Annotated in this window: 26 protein-coding genes; 3 read left to right on the top strand and 23 right to left on the bottom strand. The window is 35.1% G+C overall.

Going from position 1 to position 17,626, the window contains the following annotated elements:
- Positions 1-72: 72 nt before the first annotated feature.
- Positions 73-321, bottom strand: coding sequence for a hypothetical protein (locus BLT30_RS14990; RefSeq protein WP_089874394.1), 249 nt, complete (start codon positions 319-321; stop codon positions 73-75).
- Between the two features lie 426 nt (positions 322-747).
- Between BLT30_RS14990 and BLT30_RS14995 the strand changes: the two genes are divergently transcribed.
- The 3 genes from BLT30_RS14995 (at position 748) to BLT30_RS15005 (ending at position 2,084) form a co-directional block, all read left to right on the top strand.
- Positions 748-1,032 carry a hypothetical protein gene (locus BLT30_RS14995; RefSeq protein WP_089874395.1) on the top strand — a complete coding sequence of 95 codons (285 nt, stop codon included), beginning with the start codon at positions 748-750 and terminating at the stop codon, positions 1,030-1,032.
- 44 nt (positions 1,033-1,076) lie between these two features.
- A complete protein-coding gene (locus BLT30_RS15000; protein WP_089874396.1) occupies positions 1,077-1,490 on the top strand; it encodes a hypothetical protein in 414 nt (137 codons plus the stop codon).
- A gap of 72 nt (positions 1,491-1,562) precedes the next feature.
- Entirely contained in the window at positions 1,563-2,084 is a 522-nt protein-coding gene (locus BLT30_RS15005; RefSeq protein ID WP_089874397.1) for an AAA family ATPase, read from the top strand.
- Between the two features lie 16 nt (positions 2,085-2,100).
- Here the strand turns inward: BLT30_RS15005 and BLT30_RS15010 are convergent, their stop codons facing one another.
- The 22 genes from BLT30_RS15010 to BLT30_RS15110 form a co-directional block, all read right to left on the bottom strand.
- Complete coding sequence (locus BLT30_RS15010; protein ID WP_089874398.1) at positions 2,101-2,580, bottom strand: DUF6265 family protein; 480 nt, start codon at positions 2,578-2,580, stop codon at positions 2,101-2,103.
- 490 nt (positions 2,581-3,070) lie between these two features.
- Complete coding sequence (locus BLT30_RS15015) at positions 3,071-3,688, bottom strand: hypothetical protein (RefSeq protein ID WP_089874399.1); 618 nt, start codon at positions 3,686-3,688, stop codon at positions 3,071-3,073.
- 18 nt (positions 3,689-3,706) lie between these two features.
- Positions 3,707-4,207 (bottom strand): hypothetical protein, encoded by a 501-nt coding sequence (locus BLT30_RS15020; protein ID WP_089874400.1) that lies wholly within the window; start codon positions 4,205-4,207, stop codon positions 3,707-3,709.
- A 31-nt stretch (positions 4,208-4,238) separates the two neighbouring features.
- Entirely contained in the window at positions 4,239-5,348 is a 1,110-nt protein-coding gene (locus BLT30_RS15025) for a hypothetical protein (RefSeq protein WP_139166682.1), read from the bottom strand.
- On the bottom strand, positions 5,345-5,746 hold the full coding sequence (locus tag BLT30_RS15030; protein WP_089874402.1) for a hypothetical protein: 402 nt from the start codon (positions 5,744-5,746) through the stop codon (positions 5,345-5,347). The genes BLT30_RS15025 and BLT30_RS15030 overlap by 4 nt, the downstream gene beginning before the upstream one ends.
- 60 nt (positions 5,747-5,806) lie before the next feature.
- Positions 5,807-6,488, bottom strand: a protein-coding gene (locus BLT30_RS15035; RefSeq protein WP_449401668.1) for an IS1 family transposase whose coding sequence is annotated in 2 segments (ribosomal slippage) — positions 5,807-6,349 and positions 6,351-6,488 — 681 coding nt in all. Because the reading frame shifts where the segments join, the coding sequence is not laid out codon by codon here.
- Between the two features lie 199 nt (positions 6,489-6,687).
- Positions 6,688-6,909 (bottom strand): RHS repeat-associated core domain-containing protein, encoded by a 222-nt coding sequence (locus BLT30_RS18380; protein ID WP_089874683.1) that lies wholly within the window; start codon positions 6,907-6,909, stop codon positions 6,688-6,690.
- A 202-nt stretch (positions 6,910-7,111) separates the two neighbouring features.
- On the bottom strand, positions 7,112-7,474 hold the full coding sequence (locus BLT30_RS15045) for a hypothetical protein (protein ID WP_089874403.1): 363 nt from the start codon (positions 7,472-7,474) through the stop codon (positions 7,112-7,114).
- 308 nt (positions 7,475-7,782) lie between these two features.
- Positions 7,783-8,097 (bottom strand): hypothetical protein, encoded by a 315-nt coding sequence (locus BLT30_RS15050; protein ID WP_089874404.1) that lies wholly within the window; start codon positions 8,095-8,097, stop codon positions 7,783-7,785.
- Between the two features lie 272 nt (positions 8,098-8,369).
- Positions 8,370-8,759 carry a hypothetical protein gene (locus BLT30_RS15055; protein ID WP_089874405.1) on the bottom strand — a complete coding sequence of 130 codons (390 nt, stop codon included), beginning with the start codon at positions 8,757-8,759 and terminating at the stop codon, positions 8,370-8,372.
- 31 nt (positions 8,760-8,790) lie between these two features.
- Positions 8,791-9,138: a hypothetical protein gene (locus BLT30_RS15060; protein WP_089874406.1), complete on the bottom strand. Its 348-nt coding sequence runs from the start codon at positions 9,136-9,138 to the stop codon at positions 8,791-8,793.
- Between the two features lie 76 nt (positions 9,139-9,214).
- On the bottom strand, positions 9,215-9,691 hold the full coding sequence (locus BLT30_RS15065; protein ID WP_089874407.1) for a hypothetical protein: 477 nt from the start codon (positions 9,689-9,691) through the stop codon (positions 9,215-9,217).
- Positions 9,691-9,834: a hypothetical protein gene (locus BLT30_RS18225; RefSeq protein ID WP_175487209.1), complete on the bottom strand. Its 144-nt coding sequence runs from the start codon at positions 9,832-9,834 to the stop codon at positions 9,691-9,693. Before BLT30_RS18225 ends, BLT30_RS15065 begins: the two co-directional genes overlap by 1 nt.
- 201 nt (positions 9,835-10,035) lie before the next feature.
- Entirely contained in the window at positions 10,036-10,581 is a 546-nt protein-coding gene (locus BLT30_RS15070) for a hypothetical protein (protein WP_089874408.1), read from the bottom strand.
- On the bottom strand, positions 10,526-12,220 hold the full coding sequence (locus BLT30_RS15075; protein ID WP_089874409.1) for an RHS repeat domain-containing protein: 1,695 nt from the start codon (positions 12,218-12,220) through the stop codon (positions 10,526-10,528). The genes BLT30_RS15070 and BLT30_RS15075 overlap by 56 nt, the downstream gene beginning before the upstream one ends.
- A gap of 293 nt (positions 12,221-12,513) precedes the next feature.
- A complete protein-coding gene (locus tag BLT30_RS15080; RefSeq protein WP_089874410.1) occupies positions 12,514-13,233 on the bottom strand; it encodes a hypothetical protein in 720 nt (239 codons plus the stop codon).
- Between the two features lie 124 nt (positions 13,234-13,357).
- The gene (locus BLT30_RS15085; protein ID WP_089874411.1) at positions 13,358-13,900 is read right to left on the bottom strand and encodes a hypothetical protein; all 543 of its coding nucleotides are present in this window, start codon (positions 13,898-13,900) and stop codon (positions 13,358-13,360) included.
- A 92-nt stretch (positions 13,901-13,992) separates the two neighbouring features.
- A complete protein-coding gene (locus tag BLT30_RS15090; RefSeq protein ID WP_089874412.1) occupies positions 13,993-14,517 on the bottom strand; it encodes an RHS repeat domain-containing protein in 525 nt (174 codons plus the stop codon).
- A 152-nt stretch (positions 14,518-14,669) separates the two neighbouring features.
- Positions 14,670-15,068, bottom strand: a complete 399-nt coding sequence (locus BLT30_RS15095; RefSeq protein ID WP_089874413.1) for a hypothetical protein — start codon at positions 15,066-15,068, stop codon at positions 14,670-14,672.
- 8 nt (positions 15,069-15,076) lie between these two features.
- Positions 15,077-16,738, bottom strand: a complete 1,662-nt coding sequence (locus BLT30_RS15100) for an RHS repeat domain-containing protein (RefSeq protein WP_221405595.1) — start codon at positions 16,736-16,738, stop codon at positions 15,077-15,079.
- 38 nt (positions 16,739-16,776) lie between these two features.
- Entirely contained in the window at positions 16,777-17,166 is a 390-nt protein-coding gene (locus BLT30_RS15105) for an HU family DNA-binding protein (RefSeq protein WP_089874414.1), read from the bottom strand.
- A gap of 197 nt (positions 17,167-17,363) precedes the next feature.
- Positions 17,364-17,624 carry a hypothetical protein gene (locus BLT30_RS15110; RefSeq protein WP_089874415.1) on the bottom strand — a complete coding sequence of 87 codons (261 nt, stop codon included), beginning with the start codon at positions 17,622-17,624 and terminating at the stop codon, positions 17,364-17,366.
- Positions 17,625-17,626: the final 2 nt, after the last annotated feature.

Genomic DNA, 17,626 nt, shown 5'->3' on the forward strand with positions numbered 1-17,626 from the left:
AGAAGGTGGTTTTCCCTCACTCTCCGCCAGTTGGGGAACCAAAATAAGCTAAAACGCTGTAAACATAAATGTTTACAGCGTTTTTTGTTTTAGCACTGTTGAGCCGTAATTATAGATAAACTTCTTACCATTTTTTATGATACCTACTGAAATACCGACTCTGGAATGATTTTGCATAAAAGCAGAAACTGAACGCTGTACCAATGAATCCAAAGGCGTCTTTAATCGATTATCAGTTGGTAATTGAGCAATCGTCTGCTGTGAAAATAATACTGCAAACAGAAGTAATACAATCTTGATGATCTGAAATGACCTTTTCATTGGAAATATTTAGTGGTTAATTATACTAATGACAATCGTAATAATCAAATTGTTACATGATAATCGCCATCCTTAACGAGAATGGTATCGGTCTGAGTCAAAAGATGAGCAATACGGATCATAACAAGTTCCACAATGAACGTGAGATAACTCTTATCCATATTGATAAGTTGATAAGTACGGTGACTGCTCACCAACTTCTTTCCAGCTTCTCTACATCCAGCTTAAAAATCCATAGAGATTCACGAATGAGTAATAATCCATCTGACAATTGTTTTCAGCCCATTTTCTCGAAATCAATGGAATGAGACCGATAGAATTTTTACAGAAGAGATAGAAGATGATCGAATTGATGAAATACCTCTATATATTTTGATTCAATGCGTATATTTGAAATGTTCAAGAATAATTAAATAATAGATAAATATGGGATTTTTTGACTTTTTCAATACAAAACAAAAAGACAATATTGAATTAAAGGAAACTGACAAAGTAAGTTCACTAACTGAAAAAATCAATGAAAATTCTATTCCTGATGATGGATACCATAAACCGTCAAATTGGACCTCGAATTATATTTATGGATTCATTAATGGAAATCCAATGCAAAAAATTTCTAATCATAATGATTTAATCGAAATTATTAGAAATACTGTTGGTGATGGAAAAGGTTACATTGCAATAGATTCGATATTCCTCCGTATAATTTAATAAATCATAAAGGCGCTACTGCCTGGGATTTAGCTTGGTTTTGGTTGTATATTCAGGACCAAGGGAAAATTATTTCTGAAATTGCAAGAAATGAAACTGCTACAATTGTTCGATCTGAAAATTTAGATCTATTAGAAAATTTCAGGATTTGGCCAAATGATAACTTAGATCCCCATAAAAATAATCAATATGATAAGTTCGTTCCTTTTGTCCTACCTTATTTAACTTATTCTATAGATGATGATAAAGATGAGAAGCATTGGGTGAAGATGATAAATGCTGAATTACAGTTACAAGGACACGCTCATACTTATATAGAAAACTTCAACCGTGTTTTGTCAAATAATATTGAAGGGCACATTATGACTTTAGGTTTTGGTGAATTTAACAGAGAAAATTTAGACGACATGATCAATAAATTCACAGATTTTTATGACCAAAATATGAGTGGGAAATAAAACGTTTTTTTTGTAATGCGGTCTAATTTTGCAAAGTTTATGATAGTTTTCAATTAAATAAAGAAACTAATTATGCGAATAGCTTTTACAGGTTCCCATAGGGTCGGAAAAACAACTTTGGCGGAAGAGATTGCTGATAGTTTACCTGATTACGAATTTATAAATGAACCTTACTTACAACTTGAGGAGGAAGGATATCTATTTTCAGAAGTACCGACATTGGACGATTATATTGAGCAATTCAATTTTTCTGTTGAACAACTACAAAATAGTGGAGACAATGTGATTTTTGACCGTTGTCCATTAGACCTCCTGGCGTATGTCTATGCGGTTGGCAAAAAGAAAAATATATCTGATCTCTACGAAGAGATGGCCGCGGCAATTGCTGAAATTGACCTATTGGTTTTTGTTCCCATAGAAAAATTTGATCTAATAGTTTGCCAGGGATCGGATCTGCCGAATCTAAGACAGGAAGTAAATGATATTTTAGAGGACTGGATCGGAGATTTCAGCAATGAAGTTCTGGAAGTAAGCGGAACTTTAGAGAAGAGGAAAAAGCAAATATTGGATAAGATAAGTGATATGGAAAAGTAGAAATTTACCTGTATTTTTATTTCACTCTTTTCATTGGAAAGGTCTGTTTGCGCTTCTGTCCGTTTTTTGTTCCTGAAATTTCGGCTATCAATGAATCGGAAGTGATTTTTGTGTAAGCGATGATCTGCGGAAAGTCGTGCTGTGGATTTTCAAAGACCAATTGATCTTCAGAAATAATTTTGGCAGCAAAACGGACAGGCAGACCATCATTTTGATTTTTGACAGTCGGAATGTAAAACAACTTTTTATTTTCCTGCACAAGCCGAACGCTTTCAAAAACGATCATGTCTTTGTCTTTTATACAATAACTTTTCCCCGACAGTTCATTATTGCCAGCCTTGGTCCAGGTCTCATAGATGCTGCCTTTTTGGGTTTTATTTTCCCAGGTACCGATCAGCCATTCTGCTTTTTGAATGTCTTTTGTCTGCTTTATTGTCCAGGCATAAAGAATGGCCAAACTAACGACCGTGATAAAAAATTTTGCTCCTGTTTTCATAATCTTAGCTCATTGAATAATTGTCATTTTATTTAATTTCCAAACACGGGATCATTTCTTTGTTGAAAATTTTAGATAGCAAAGTTGCAATGTTTTTGAAAATTAAAATTGTAAAAGTGGGACAAGGCTAATCCGATGTCGCAGATTTATAATCCGTGACCATACTATTAATCATACATTTTTTAAATTGTGTTTGTTGTAAAAGCCAGCACGAGCGAGACGCTCGCGCCAGCGTGGGGAGATTTTCAGAAGTGCTTTGACCTCTGACGAACGAAGCCATAATTTCTGCTGGAAATCTTTATTTGAAACAGGTTTTGTATGTCTTCCAGCAATTCGGTTCTAAATTCCTGAAGGTCTTTTCTGGTGATCAGGTTTACAATCACATAGATTTTCTCTGGCAAGTATCATCTAATAATATTAGTCCCCATAAAAAAAAGTCAATAGCAGGGCAGGGGTTTCCCACTATTGACTTTTTAATTTCAATGTAAAATCAATTAGAATTGCAATTCTTCTGGTAAAATTCGATAAAAGGAAAAGGTGTTTTATCAAATTTTATTTCACCATTATCATACGCTTTTTCCATTGTAGGGCAATCATCTTTGAAAAATTTCAGAATATATTTGATGTTGGCTTTTTTCTGAAAAGTATTTATCGTCAGAGGTCCAGCATCATACCAGGTCAGGATAGGTTGGATCTCTTTATCTTTATATTTTATAAAAAAACTCGTTCCCTTACCGTAGATAGAACGATTGGGAACTCCTCCAAGATTTGTGACGTCCTGCTTTGTTGTGGTGTAAATGGTAATTCCTTTTTCTTCATAAACCTTATACACCCAGTAAAGTTTGCCAGCGTATGTCACAGGTATTCCCATCGCCTTATTTTTTCCATCAGGAGAAGTGTATTCTATACCTGATAATTCTGTGAGGCTTATGAGCTCTTTTTTACTTGCTTCAGATTCTTTGAATCTTATTTCACCTTTTTTATTAACTTCTGAGGGCAGGTCTGCCAAGCCAGTTCTTTTGCTTCCGTTCTTGTAAGTAACCGTTGCTGCATTTTTTTGTCCGAAAAAAAGCACCGGAATAAAAAGAAAAATCATCGTGTGTTTCATTTGTTTGTTTTAATTATGTTATTTTTTCTGCTTATAAATTAATGGATTTCTATGTTTCTTTTTGAATGCTTTGACAATAAGATAAAGAGAAGTATATTCTGAAAAAGGAAAATTTTCGACCTTTTCTGTTGTGATTATATTTGTCATTGATACAATGTTAAGATTAACCTCTCCATTTTTAGAATCATATTCAATTTTTAACTTTCTTATTTTTGACCAGCTAAAACGAACATTCCTCAAAGTAATACCATCATCATTTACCATTATGATAGGTTCTTTCCAAACTTTATATATTTTATATAAACTGAAAAAAATTGCAAAAAGTCCAATTTTGACTATTGCTTCTTTATAACTGGTAAAATAGTATAACGAAAGCAAAGTAATTATTACTAATATAAATGTCAGTAAAGAGGCTTTTGGACTTTCAAAATATTTCCTAGGGTAAGCTCCTTGGAGAATTCTAAAATTACGTGAACGCTTAAAGTGTAATGCGCGGATTTTATCATTTTTATCTTTCATCTGTGTCTGAAAGCAAAGTTAATAAATATGTTTATTCCACCTTGGCTTTTTCATTTCCAGAATTGATTCCCCAATTTATTCCCAATAGCGAAATCAGATTACGGCCTTCTCCGAAATTCTTTCCGTAAGCTCCGACCAAATATAGGTTCTCAGAGATCTTGTAACGCAAATTTCCTACGGAACGGAAGGTATTTTTCACGTCATTATTCCGTTGGATAAATTCATATCCGATAGAAAATGCTTTCAACTCAAGTTCCAGCTTACCTCCAAAATCCAAGGAATTTTCTTTGAAATAGCTCCCTGCGTCATCCCGATTCAGACCATCTGACAAGTATCTTCCCACAGCATAAAAATTAAGATATTGGGTATTCTCTTTATTCAGATTGATTGCCAAATTCACTGTAGTCCAGATACCCAACCTACCGAATCTTCTTGTAGAAAAATCCCCATCGATAAAGAAATTACTATAGGCAACAGCACCATCAACAGCTAACAAAGGCTTAGTTTTCAAAACATTTTCCAGAGAAGATTCATTTTTGCTTTCTTCAACAGCGGTCAATATCCTTGTTTCGATTTCCTTATACTTTTCAGGATTCTCTATTCTCAGCACATCGGTAGCACCTTCTCTTTTCAGAGTCTCAGCGAGACCTTTTAAATTTTGAAACTCTGCCAGATTCGCTTTGAGCAGTTTTTCTTTGAAGCTTTTCGGATAAATCTTAAAAAGAGTTGTTCTGGCACCTACAGAAATATTATTTAAGGTTTTACCCGTAAGTGTATCCTTTGAATTGATGGATGCAGCGGATATACTTGCCATTTTTACTGAAGAAAAATATCGCTCTTTTTCTCCGTCAAAGCCAATATATTTCAGCGCATTCATTTTTTTATGCTTAAAGAACCAGAATGGCGTAAACTCGACAGCATAGTTTTTCGGAAACCCATTGCCCTCGGTAAGGGCATTCAGTATGCTAAGGGAAAATGCCTTGGAAGAATTCGGGCGTTCAATATTGGAGGCACTTTCGTCCAAGAGGATAAATCCTGGTGAAGTAGGAATTTCCATATCTTTCAATGTCACTGTGTCTTTTTGGGCAAAAGTAAATTGTTGCGATAAAAGGACTATTATGATAAGATAGAGCTTTTTCATAACAATTGAATTATAGATGATATTGAAACGATGTTCTTTTTAGGAGTAATTGTAAGGTCTGACTGTTTTTGAAACGAAAAATTTTCGGTTCCGTTTACTCCACCGGAAAACTTGTAGTTTATGTACAGATTTTCGATTGCGCTTTCTCTCTGTTCCATCGTAAATCGGTTTAAGTTGATAATGACCCCTACAAATATGTAAGCACCGTTGTTACTTTCTGCTGTACCAATTGATGTTTCGGGAATATTCCCATCCTTAGGTGTAGAGTGCCCGAGAACTCCTGAGCTAGCTCCATTCTTTACTCTTGAAAATTCGCTGTAGGCTGTACCAACAGTACCTACTGTAACTTCTAATTTGATAATGCCGGTGGAATGCCCCACCTGATAAGATTGTTGCATGTTTTTTAGTTTTTATGGTTAGTAATATTTAGTTTTTTCCGAGAGGATAGTAATAATTTTCTATGCCCACAGATAAATTCTCGTTACTGCCTTTAGCATTGTTATTTCTTTTGAAAATGCTATGGTTCTTCTGTTCAATCTTTTTAGATATGTCCTGAGATTAAGATTCATCCTTTCCAGGTTTTGTATTCCTTTGGAAAACGTGCGATGTATTTCTTTTAGAATAAGGTATTGATAGTTGACTAGTTTATCAGTTATTATTTGACGTGGGTTTGAAATCAATAGGTCATCAATAACTTTCCTGATTGTTTTATTCGTTCTTTTTCCCACATAGAAGCGTACTACCTTCTTACTTTCCCGCTCCAATGCACAGGCTATCCAGATTCTATTTTCTCTTCTACCTACATAGGTGCAGAGTTCATCCACTTCATAAATCTTGTTTGATGTTAGTATCGGCTGCTGTATTTTTTGGGCGATACTTCTTATTCTATTGAGTAATGTTGTCGTTGAAATCCGCAAAAGCCTAGCAATACCTCTTATACCGCAACCTTCTTTAATAAATTTAATGATAAATCCATTAACTTTTGGAGAATATGCTTTGTAAAACATAAGATATCTGCCAGGTTTTATGCCAAGATTTGCAGTGCAAACGTTGAATGCCTTTGGAACTTTTCCCATATTTTACTCCTTTTCGCTCGCACTGCAAACAGTTTTCCTGTCTGTAATTTTCTATTTCAATCATTATCAACTTTTCTGATACATCTACAATGTATCACAGTGTTTTAAGTTATGTATTTTTTACTAATTATTATTGTTTAATGATTTACTACCTTCAAATTTTTCATTTTTTATTGATTTTTTAAATTTGAATATATCAGATTTTCAATCATTTACGGGGTTGTCAACTTTTCTGATACACGACCTATAATGCTCTGCATTCATCATCGGGGGTCATAGCTTGCCAATGGGTCAACATTCAGCCACAGACTTACCCTAGGATTGTAATATCTCGCTCCGTAATAGTAGTAGCCCGTTTCATCATCTAACTCCTTAGAATTGTACAGATAAGGTGTGTTATAACTATTAAGATGGTTCTCTACAAAAGTTTCACCTGAAGGAAAATACTCTATATTCTGCGTAACCTCTCCGTAAATACCGGTAATAAAAGAACTGCTGCCTAGGTAATCCGGGTGATACCAATACGCATGGTTCTCCTCTGGTCCTGCATACGAAGATAGGCAACTAAGTTAAAGAACTTCTTTTCTTAAAATCAAGAGCAGAAAATTTTCTGCTCTTGATTAACATCATTTAATTTTCTATCACTTATCATCATAACTTTTATCTGATATTCAACCATAAAATTAGTTATATTAACAATGCTCTACATTCAGGAAATATAAAACATTCATTTTCTGCACTGAAACTAAAATTGTTTATTTCAAATTTCAGTTCTTTTGACAAAGAATCGACAATTCCATATAAAATAATCAAAGTATTTGTATCTACAGGCATCCATTTAACGGAAAGAATTTTCACATTTAATCCTTTCTTATTTCTTTTTTTGAAATATTCATAGAATACCATAGCTCCCACCATACAAGCATCTTCCCATATAGAATCACCAAGATATTCAACTTGTAAACCGATATCTTCCGTATAAGTTGCTTCTAAATCAAACTCGGCAAATATTCCCCTATCTTTTATTTGTTTTTTAATTAGATACTTCATTTTTCTATCTATTTTGCGGCATTAATCACAGTTTTCGTAGGCACCTGTATTCCCATTTTATAAAACTTAGTGTTATTTAGTAATGTTTTATTATTCAAAATTTGACTCAATTCCCATTCAGTTGTCATATTCATTTCCCAATAACTTTTTCCTCCAAGAGAAGGTAATTGTTGATATAATCCCGTTCCTCCCCGATGTCGCGGATTTGTAATCCGTGACTGTAATATCTACTCTTGCAATCATACATTTTTAAAATTGTGTTTTGTTAAAAGCTGGCACGAGCGGGACGCTCGCGCCAGCGTGGGGATTCAAAAATATTTTTTTTTTATTTTAAGCATTTCATCAATTAAATTTTCTTTATAAGCATCAATACTTACACCCTTTATTGTAGGAAAATTGTGTGATTTGGCATCAAAATAATAACCAACTTTTTCGGTAAAATCATCCTCATTATTTTCTAAATATTTTGCAATTAAATCTGCAATATCATTATTTAAATAATCTTCGGGAGGTCTTACATAAAACCCATAATTAACCGAATCATTCCGAAAAGCTTCCTCTAAAGCTGGAATATATAATTTATAAAAATCCTCTGTTTTCATTTTACCATACTCTTTTTCCATTTTTGTCCAATTCAAAAGGTCTATGTATCCTTAAGCTATTCCCTCTTCCTCTATGATAATGAGGAACTGGAATATTATTCTTCTTAATGAATTCTGGAAGGGTTAAGGTATTCATCTTTTTTGATGGATAATTTAATGGATGAAAACCCCGATGTCGCGGATTTGTAATCCGTGACTGTAATATCTACTCTTGCAATCATACATTTTTAAAATTGTGTTTGTTGTAAAAAGCTAGCACGAGCAGGACGCTCGCGCCAGCGTGGGGGGATTATTTATTTAATCTTTTGATAACAATTTTCCCCTTCGTGATATCCAAAACAAAGTACAATATTTTTATTCTTTTTTTCAAAAAAAGTTGTGTAAGTCATATCGATATCATTAACATCTTCGGGAAAAGCAATTAAATCTTTATCTAAATTCAAATAAAAATCAGAAAACTTTATTGAAGAACCATCTAATTTGTATTTAGAATTGTAATTCAATAATTTCTTCCCTTTTATATTGTAAATTACCCTGTTATAAACCCCATCCTTGTTAATTGTTAGAGTGTCATATGTATTCTTGTATGATATGGGTGAATATTTTCCATATATATCTTCATTACTAATATTTTGGCACGAAAATAAAAAAGGTAATAAAATTAAACTTATACTTTTTTTCATATTTATTAAATTTAAAATATTCGATTTAAAATCAAGGCTTTGTTAATATAGATGGAGGTGTTATAGCTTGTTTAAAAACGTTCTTTAAGGTTGGGTTAATTACTTTTTTTTGAACTTCTGAATTGCTTTCAGTCCATATATAGGTCTGATATGTATTTCCAAAGCTATTTACCTTTCCATTCGTTCTTTCAAAATTATTTACTGGTAATCTATAGAACAATGACTCTTGTGACTTAGAATCAGTCATTAAAAAAAGTGTTTCATCTCCTAATTTATACCAAGATATAACTGATCTTCCCCACATTTGCTCATACATATCAAAATTACCCGATGTCGCGGATTTGTAATCCGTGACTTTGCTATTTACTGATGCAATCATACATTTTAAAATTGTGTTTGTTGTAAAAAGCTAGCACGAGCAGGACGCTCGCGCCAGCGTGGGGGGCTCACATATACTAATTGCAATATCCAACGTTTATTACTATTTCATTATTATCTGTAATGAAACACACAGTTTTTCCTCCTATAATATTTTCTTTATTGAAAAAATTTCCAGTGTATATAATGGTCTTCGGGCTCTTTTTCCTCTCCTCTGAAAATAATTTTTTCACATTAGGTGGATACCAATTTTTATACAACCCGTTATCTGTGGCTAGATTCATTTCGTATTCGTTTTCTTTTTTCATTTGAATATCTTCCAATATTCTCTTAAAATCTTTATTCGAAAACTTTAATATCCCTATTACAGATATAAGTTTAGAACAATCTTGACTACCTTCTCTCAATTTCTTTTCTATAACTTCATATTGTACAGTTTCCGGTTTCGTTGGCAAAATCACATATTTTTTCAATAATTCTATGTTCGTAATTGGTTTTTCCTTCTGACAACTGAAAATACAAAGACATAAAAAGGTATATAAATAATATTTCATTATGGTTTTGTTTTAGGTTGTGTAGTCCATATTATAGGCTTCAATTTTGCGGCACCTCTTTGCTTAAACTCTTTTGCCCATCCTACGACCCCCGATGTCGCGGATTTGTAATCCGTGACTTTGCTATTTACTGATGCAATCATACATTTTAAAATTGTGTTTGTTGTAAAAAGCTAGCACGAGCAGGACGCTCGCACCAGCGTGGGTCGCGGATTTGCAATCCGTGACTGTGTCATTTACTGATGCAATCATACATTTTTAAAAATTATGTTTGTTAAAAGCCAGCACGAGCGGAACGCTCGTGCTGGCTTGGGGGAGGAACACTCGCGCCAGCGAGAGGAAAACTACATTATTCCTTTTTTGACCAATGTCTTAAACTTTAACTTAGCACCTTCTTGACCTTGTTTCATAGCTTTCTTTAAATATTTAATAGCATCTTTTTTGTCATCATTACTCATACATAAATAGGGCTCTTTAAGTTGGCAACTAGTTTGATACTTTTTCTCCAATATAATATAGATATAATAAGAGGCATTTTTATCATTATATTTATCTGCCATTATTCTACAAATCGGCAGAAACTCTAATTTGCTTGTGCTTTCTCCAAAATAATAATCTGTCAACTCTTGAAAATCTTCGACATTACCTTTATTAGCAATTCTTTTTTCCAGTTTCTTAATATAACTTTCGTCATATGACGGAGTTTTCACAACCTCATTATCTAAATCTTTTAATTGTTTTTTAAGTTTATTTACATTTTTTGCAGGCTCTATTTTCTGAATAGAATTATCTTTACAACTTATCATTGATAAAAATATTAGTAAGAGAATTATTCTATTTAACCCTAAGGTTATCAATTGGCTTTCTCGTTGAATTTTTATTGCTTTCATTAATTTGTTTCCTTAAGTTAGCTTTATTAAAATATGATTTTATTTTTTCATATTGCCGAACTGCTTTTCTCGCATCACGCGGATTTGGTTGCCAATCAGCATTAAATTCAGTGATAACAACGCCATTTTTAATAACTTTCCAAACACCAGGGTTAGTTGTATCTTTCTTATTTTCGGAATCTTTTCCATAAGTAGCGTTTTTTCCATCACCACCCCAAACATAGTTTGTTGCTCCAATAAAGATTTTATCCTTTGAACCTTTAGAAATGTCTTGCAAGATAGATGTAGTAGAGTTATCTTTTTCAAGTGCAATTCTACAAGAGTACACAATAACTACCTGTGCTGTTGGCGAACTAGTTTTCCATTCTTTACTATTCAATGTCATATACTTATCAAATTTCTCTGCATTATCGATCCAATCTACTGTCTCTCCATTCACTTTATAAGCTATTCCGTCATTATTGTTTGAATGAGCATCTAATTGTATTGTATTCTCTGGAAAGTTAATTGTTTTCTTAGCAGATTGTATAAGAGATTTATCCTTTTTTGCGTTAAACCAATATATATCGACTTGTTTTCCATTTGGATCTATATACCTTATAGGGTTTTGATAAGTATAGATATAAGGGTTAATATTTCCAGAATTGTAAACACCTCCGTTATGTTCACCATCAATGTAATGTTCACCGTTCATCATAGGGTCGTACGATGCCAATGGGTCAACGTTCAACCAAAGCGATACACGAGGATTGTAGTATCTAGCTCCATAATAGTAGTAACCCGTCTCATCATCTAACTCCTTGGAGTTGTATAGATATGGCGTATTATAAGAATTCAAATGATTTTCAAGGAACACCTCTCCAGAAGGGAAGTACTCAATATTCTGCGTCACCTCTCCGTCAATACCGGTAATAAAAGAACTGCTGCCCAGATGGTCAGGGTGATACCAATACACATGGTTCTCCTCTGGTCCTGTATACGAAGATACACAATTTCCAAAATATCCTGCATTCTGTCCAAAGCCCGGTGGCGGGGTGATGCCTTTGCTTTGCATTAATGCCAGCACTGCTGCATTTGCTGTTGTCAAAGCTTGCATGGCTTTGTCTTTCTCATTAACTGGTGCTCCGCCATTTCCAAACGGTATGATGAGCCAGCTGCAGTTAAATGCTCCGAAGTTACTGCCTTCACCCAATTTGCCTGTGATACGCTGTGTACCGGCAAAATAATGCTTGGTATAGTCTATTATGTAAGTACCGTTGTATCCGTCTCCCGGCTCATACTGCAATCTCGCAGAGATAAGACCGTTGGGATAAATGGTAGCTGTAATAGAGTTGGCAGAATCTACCGTTGTGGTAACACCATTTTTAAAGTCAAGAATCTCAGAAGAAAGCAACTGCTTTATGATTCTTTCACCTCCTGCATCATAAGTATAGATTGCACTGCCATCCACCTCCGGTGTGCTTGGCCTGGTGTCCACAAAACGCAGACGATTTTCCTCGTCCCACATAAAGGCTCTGTCGTCTTCTCCTACATTACAGGTATTCTTCTCAATATAAAGAGGATTACCTTTTTTGTCGTAACCGTAGTTGGCAAAATTAACCTCCGGGTTATTCGGGTCGCAGCACGTAGTGGTCGGCACAAGGTTGGGCTCGTCTATTATGGTGCTTGGGGCGTGGGGTTGCGTACCTCTCAGCTAAAAGTGAAAACTTCTCCCTTATAATGAAAAACCACTCTCGTAAAACAATGAGCTTCTTCTCTAAAAGCATTTAACGCTTTACTAAAATCATAATCTACTTCATTAAAAATATAAACCCCTCCGCTAAAAGTAGCTTCCCCTTTTGGAAAAGTATAAACTTATCCAAAAGAATATAATTCTACTGCATGAATAGTATAAACTACTGTGCTAAAAATATAAATGAGAATGGTAAAATATTACCTTGGCTTGGTGAACTCCAGGCCGCTGACCTGCTTGTACTGGGGACTTGTAGCCCCGAATACGGATTTGATGTAGGCCTTGGATTCTTTGACTACACTGCAAATGTTGTCTGCATCCTCGTACAGTACCTTGTCCCTTGCGATAAGGGCATTGCTGTAGGGCGTGTATGCCTGGATGTGCGCGGTGTTGGCATCATTGAGGCTTTGGAGGAGGGTTCTGAGATTCTTCGGCTGAAGCTCTACCTCATTGGGTTTGTAGGCGGGTGCCTGCTCCAAGACCTCTATGAGGTTTAGAAAATGGTCTATCTGCTTGTCATAGGACTGCTGGGAGGTGGAAATTGGGTTGGTGGTCTCCGGGGTTTCCGGGGTTTCTTTTTTGAGAGAGGAACCTTGTAGTTTTCTGTTGATGCCACGGGCATCTTCTACTGCCAGAGGGTCTGCACCGGAAACGGCAAAGGCGTTGACAACCCTTGTCGCCAGTGGTCGCAGGTCTGCAAAGACGGTACGTCTGGCGTTGGTGGCATTATCGAATGCTGTCTTTTTGTTCTTGACCTCGTTGAACCTGTCTGTGGCTTCTGTGAGCATAGCTTGCATCGCGGCAATGCTTAATGTGTCTTTTACTGGGTTGTAGGCTGCGCCGTAGCCCTCGCAGAAGGTAATAAGTGTTTGGAAATGGGCAAGATTCTTGGCATGCCCGGTCTCATAGTTTGTTGACATTGTATAAATTTTTTAAAATTGTGTTTGTGGGAAAAGCCAGAGCGAGCATCCCGCTCGCTCTGGCTTTGAAAATTAGGTTGATTTTATTATACTGCTTAAAGTCCCGACTTTGCGCAATAGGGGGTTAAATAAGATTTTCCAGCTCTTCTTTAACTTCATCTATATATATACCATCAGGCATATCTCTAACGTATTTTTGAAGATAATATAGATTGTTTTCACTTCCTATAATTGAAATTAATCTTATACTAGCCACTGATATTAATGAACTATAATCTTCAGTACTTAACAACAATATAGGATATGACTTATCTAAAAACTCAGTATTATTATTTTTATTAGGAAAAAGTTGAGAATCACAATAAAATAGGTCTAATAATAAATATATAATAGAATCCTTTCTATTGATTATCAATTCATTGATGTGGTCAATATAAAAATCATATATTTTTTTACGAATAAATTTTCCAATTTCATTATCTGTATCATACGTAAATAAATTATAAAATTTAATTATATTCTCTATTTTTTCAGAATCATCCGCTATTGTAAAATCATTTATATAATCATTGAAAATATTCTCTACTAAAATATGTTCTTCTATATAAATTTTTTTTTCATATTCAGATAATTCATTATTTTCTAAAAACCTACTTAATTTAATCATTTTTTTATTTCTTTTGGTATTGGTGGTGCTACTAATCTAAAATTAAATATTGTAGTATTCATACCATAAAAACTGTAATTTGTTCGAATCTGTCATATTTGTCCACCATTATCCTGTAAATTAACTTTTCCTATTGTCTCATTACCCAATGTGACATTCCAGGAACCACTCTTACCTAGATATTCTCCCGATACTAATCCTTGTTTTTTTAATGTTTCAAACTGTGCTTTTGATGTCAATGACGCATCATAAACAAATGCTTTCTTTTTGCTATCCCAAAACCAATCAGTGGGTTCATTCCCATCCGGATCAATAAACTTAATAGGATTACTGAAAGTATACTCGTATGGAGAACGTCCTGGGAACTTCTCCGCCAGCGGGTCAACATTCAACCACAATGAAACTCTTGGATTGTAATATCTAGCTCCGTAATAGTAGTAACCGGTCTCGTCGTCCAACTCTTTAGAGTTGTACAGATATGGCGTATTGTAACTATTAAGATGGTTCTCTACAAAAGTTTCACCACTTGGGAAATACTCTATATTCTGCGTTACCTCTCCGTCAATACCGGTAATAAAAGAACTGCTGCCTAAGTGATCCGGATGATACCAATACACATCTTTCTCTTCCGGTCCTGCATTATATTTTTAAAGAACTTCTTCTCTTCTTGAAACCAAGAGCAGACATATTACTGCTCTCGATTTACATTCCTTAATAATATTTAATTCCCAATGGGTTAAATCTTTATCAACTTTTTTGATAACCGACCTTATCTATTTGCATCCCAAATCAAATTATATGTTTCTTTAAGTTTTAAAAACTCTTCTTCACTTATTTCTTGTACTCCGTGTTGTTTCACATAATAATAGTACTTATTTTCTACATTGAAATATTTACTTTTATAATTACTATTTATAAACTTGCTTCCATCGAAATTTGACACAGTAACAATTTCCTTTTGTTTTGTATAGACGCTCATAACACTTGGTACTATTAAGCCATATCCATTATCCTCATTACGCATTAAATTGTATTCTCCATTAATCTGTAATACTGAATATTTATCAACAATATGAACTTCGTGCTCTTTTAAAAAAAAATCTAAAGAAAAGATAATCATTACAAAAATTCCTAATAAGGCTGATGCTAATAATATTTTAAGTTTCATTTTTATAATTATTTAGTTTTCGAATTTTTATAAGCTTGAATTAAAAAATCTTTAGTTGGGACATTCCAAATGTATGAATGAAACTTACTGGCTTTACTACCTTTATCCCTCTTCAGCAAACCATCTGTCAAAGAACCAATCGTTTTAGTGTCAAAAACAGTCATAATGATATTTTTCCCATCCTCACTTACTCTTGCACTTGCCCAAAAACTTCCTAACACGTTTTCTTCCTGAAAAAAAGTATTTTTATCATAGAAATTGCCATCCATCAAATCTATTCCACTCATTACTGATATTCTGGCAAAGTTTTTATGATCTTTTCCAAATATCGTTCCTATATCATACCAGTAGCCTTGAGTTTCACCTTTATCAAGTTTTCCATCTTTAAATAATAATTTAGTTAGTTCAACTTGAGCAATTTTAACAGATCTTGCATTTTTTACTTTTTCAATAACAGGTCCTGCCATTACAGTGTTTTGTGAATCTGTTTCAAATCCAAGTACCCCACCCATAAATTTGATTGTTTTATTTCTAGCACTTGCAGTATGGTCAAAGTACCAAGTTTTAGTATTAGGATTAATCCTAAAGTTGTTTGTTTCAAACGATTTAAAATTATGAGCTTGCTGTTCATATTTTTTTATCTTATTTACCTGTTTGCCATTAGGATCAATATATACAAGCGGATTCTGATAACAATAAGTATAAGGATTAAGATTTCCGGAGTTGTAAACACCTCCATTATGTTGCCCGTCAATATAATGTTCAGAGTTCATTATTGGATCATAACCTGCAAGAGCGTCTGTCCCGAGCCAAAGACTTGTTCTCGGATTATAATATCTCGCTCCGTAATAGTAGTAGCCCGTTTCATCATCTAACTCCTTGGAGTTGTATAGATATGGGGTATTATAACTGTTAAGGTGGTTCTCTACAAAAGTTTCGCCCGAAGGGAAATACTCTATGTTTTGGTTTACTTCTCCATCTTTTCCTGTAATAAAAGAAGAACTTCCTAAATGGTCTAGATGATACCAAAAGACATCATTCTCCTGTGGACCTGAGAAATCTGTGGTACAGTTTCCTGTATAACCGCCATTCTGCCCATAAGTAGCTCCGTTTATGTTCAATTGTTGCAAAATATCGTTACCGTGTGCAACTGCCGCCTGCGCTTTCTGCAAAGCTACATCTTTTTCGTTGATGGGTGCGCCGCCATTGCCAAATGGTATAATGAGCCAATTACAGTTAAATACTCCTATTTTTTCGCTACTGCCCAACGCTCCGCTAATCCTTTGCGTTCCGGCATAGTAATGCTTGGTATAGGTAGGCAGACTGCTTATCAAAGTTCCTATATACACCTTCATCGTTACCAAACCATTAGGGTATACAGAATACATATGGTCTACAGGTGCTTGCGGACCCGGCGTTATAAAACCCTGGTACAATACATCTTTTACAATTCTCTCGCCGTGGTCATCATAGGTGTAAAGAGATATACCATCTACTTCTACCGTACTTGGGTTGGTATCCACAGCTTGCAGCCTGTTTTCCTCGTCCCAGATGTAGGTGGTCTGGGCTTCTGTATTATTGCAGGTTTCTTTGTCTATTCCCAACGGGGACTTAACCGATGCGCATCGGAGACTCGCCCTCTGCGCACAGGACAAAGCACGCGTGCGCATCCGTCAGGCCACGGATGCGCACGCGTTGAGTGTCTTGCTTACCTGCTGTATTTCTCATACTTTACAGTGCTTAGCATATCCCGCAGATCTACACCTGGACGGAAGTTGATCTTATTGCTGCGGATGAGACCGGAGGTTACCTTTTCTGCGGTCTCTGCACCCTCACTGGATATGGAAACTTGGAAGTTACCGAAGTCCCCGAGCTTTACGATCTTGCCCTCTGCAAGATGGCGGCTTACGGTTTTGATAAGGTCATTGAGCACGGCTAAAACATCTGTGTCTGAGACGGTAGTAGAGCCTTGCGAGATTTCTTTGGAAAGGCTTTTTAGATTGATCTCGCCATCTGCTTTTGCGCTGGCGTAGAACTTTGGAGCTGCCTGCGGGTCTTGCAGGTTCTTACGCTCTGTTACATTGTACTTGACTGGCATTTTATAATTTTTTTTAATTGTGTTTGTTAAAAGCCAGCACGAGCGGAACGCTCGCGCCAGCGTGGGGGGCAGCCTTCGGATCCTGAAGGTTCTTACGCTCAGTTACATTGTACTTTACTGGCATTGTATAAATTTTTTAAAATTGTGTTTGTTAAAAGCCGGCACGAGCGGAACGCTCGCGCTAGCGTGGGGTTTTCTCACTTATTCCACTTTCCTTCCTCTAATTTATAAATAATAGGATCTTCATTCATTCCATTCTCATATATATACAATCTATAGCAATTATTACATTTTACTACAAGTTTCATTTGGGAAGCAACATCTTCTATTTTAACAAAATCTTCATCGTCATTCCAAAATTGTTCAAAATCGATATCTGAAATGATATGTAATTCATTAACATTTGGAATATCGTTCAAGCTTACAATATTCCCACATTTACATTTAATTTTAGGCATAA

It is taken from the genome of Epilithonimonas hungarica, assembly GCF_900102265.1.
GTDB classification, from domain to species: domain Bacteria; phylum Bacteroidota; class Bacteroidia; order Flavobacteriales; family Weeksellaceae; genus Epilithonimonas; species Epilithonimonas hungarica.

What these genes read in the sequence shown, in the direction of transcription:
- BLT30_RS14990 (WP_089874394.1), bottom strand. Translation starts at nt 321, where the DNA reads ATGAAAAGGTCATTTCAGATCATCAAGATTGTATTACTTCTGTTTGCA.
- BLT30_RS14995 (WP_089874395.1), top strand. Translation starts at nt 748, where the DNA reads ATGGGATTTTTTGACTTTTTCAATACAAAACAAAAAGACAATATTGAA.
- BLT30_RS15005 (WP_089874397.1), top strand. Translation starts at nt 1,563, where the DNA reads ATGCGAATAGCTTTTACAGGTTCCCATAGGGTCGGAAAAACAACTTTG.
- BLT30_RS15010 (WP_089874398.1), bottom strand. Translation starts at nt 2,580, where the DNA reads ATGAAAACAGGAGCAAAATTTTTTATCACGGTCGTTAGTTTGGCCATT.
- BLT30_RS15015 (WP_089874399.1), bottom strand. Translation starts at nt 3,688, where the DNA reads ATGAAACACACGATGATTTTTCTTTTTATTCCGGTGCTTTTTTTCGGA.
- BLT30_RS15020 (WP_089874400.1), bottom strand. Translation starts at nt 4,207, where the DNA reads ATGAAAGATAAAAATGATAAAATCCGCGCATTACACTTTAAGCGTTCA.
- BLT30_RS15025 (WP_139166682.1), bottom strand. Translation starts at nt 5,348, where the DNA reads ATGAAAAAGCTCTATCTTATCATAATAGTCCTTTTATCGCAACAATTT.
- BLT30_RS15030 (WP_089874402.1), bottom strand. Translation starts at nt 5,746, where the DNA reads ATGCAACAATCTTATCAGGTGGGGCATTCCACCGGCATTATCAAATTA.
- BLT30_RS15045 (WP_089874403.1), bottom strand. Translation starts at nt 7,474, where the DNA reads ATGAAGTATCTAATTAAAAAACAAATAAAAGATAGGGGAATATTTGCC.
- BLT30_RS15050 (WP_089874404.1), bottom strand. Translation starts at nt 8,097, where the DNA reads ATGGAAAAAGAGTATGGTAAAATGAAAACAGAGGATTTTTATAAATTA.
- BLT30_RS15055 (WP_089874405.1), bottom strand. Translation starts at nt 8,759, where the DNA reads ATGAAAAAAAGTATAAGTTTAATTTTATTACCTTTTTTATTTTCGTGC.
- BLT30_RS15060 (WP_089874406.1), bottom strand. Translation starts at nt 9,138, where the DNA reads ATGATTGCATCAGTAAATAGCAAAGTCACGGATTACAAATCCGCGACA.
- BLT30_RS15065 (WP_089874407.1), bottom strand. Translation starts at nt 9,691, where the DNA reads ATGAAATATTATTTATATACCTTTTTATGTCTTTGTATTTTCAGTTGT.
- BLT30_RS18225 (WP_175487209.1), bottom strand. Translation starts at nt 9,834, where the DNA reads ATGATTGCATCAGTAAATAGCAAAGTCACGGATTACAAATCCGCGACA.
- BLT30_RS15070 (WP_089874408.1), bottom strand. Translation starts at nt 10,581, where the DNA reads ATGAAAGCAATAAAAATTCAACGAGAAAGCCAATTGATAACCTTAGGG.
- BLT30_RS15080 (WP_089874410.1), bottom strand. Translation starts at nt 13,233, where the DNA reads ATGTCAACAAACTATGAGACCGGGCATGCCAAGAATCTTGCCCATTTC.
- BLT30_RS15085 (WP_089874411.1), bottom strand. Translation starts at nt 13,900, where the DNA reads ATGATTAAATTAAGTAGGTTTTTAGAAAATAATGAATTATCTGAATAT.
- BLT30_RS15095 (WP_089874413.1), bottom strand. Translation starts at nt 15,068, where the DNA reads ATGAAACTTAAAATATTATTAGCATCAGCCTTATTAGGAATTTTTGTA.
- BLT30_RS15100 (WP_221405595.1), bottom strand. Translation starts at nt 16,738, where the DNA reads ATGCGCACGCGTGCTTTGTCCTGTGCGCAGAGGGCGAGTCTCCGATGC.
- BLT30_RS15105 (WP_089874414.1), bottom strand. Translation starts at nt 17,166, where the DNA reads ATGCCAGTCAAGTACAATGTAACAGAGCGTAAGAACCTGCAAGACCCG.
- BLT30_RS15110 (WP_089874415.1), bottom strand. Translation starts at nt 17,624, where the DNA reads ATGCCTAAAATTAAATGTAAATGTGGGAATATTGTAAGCTTGAACGAT.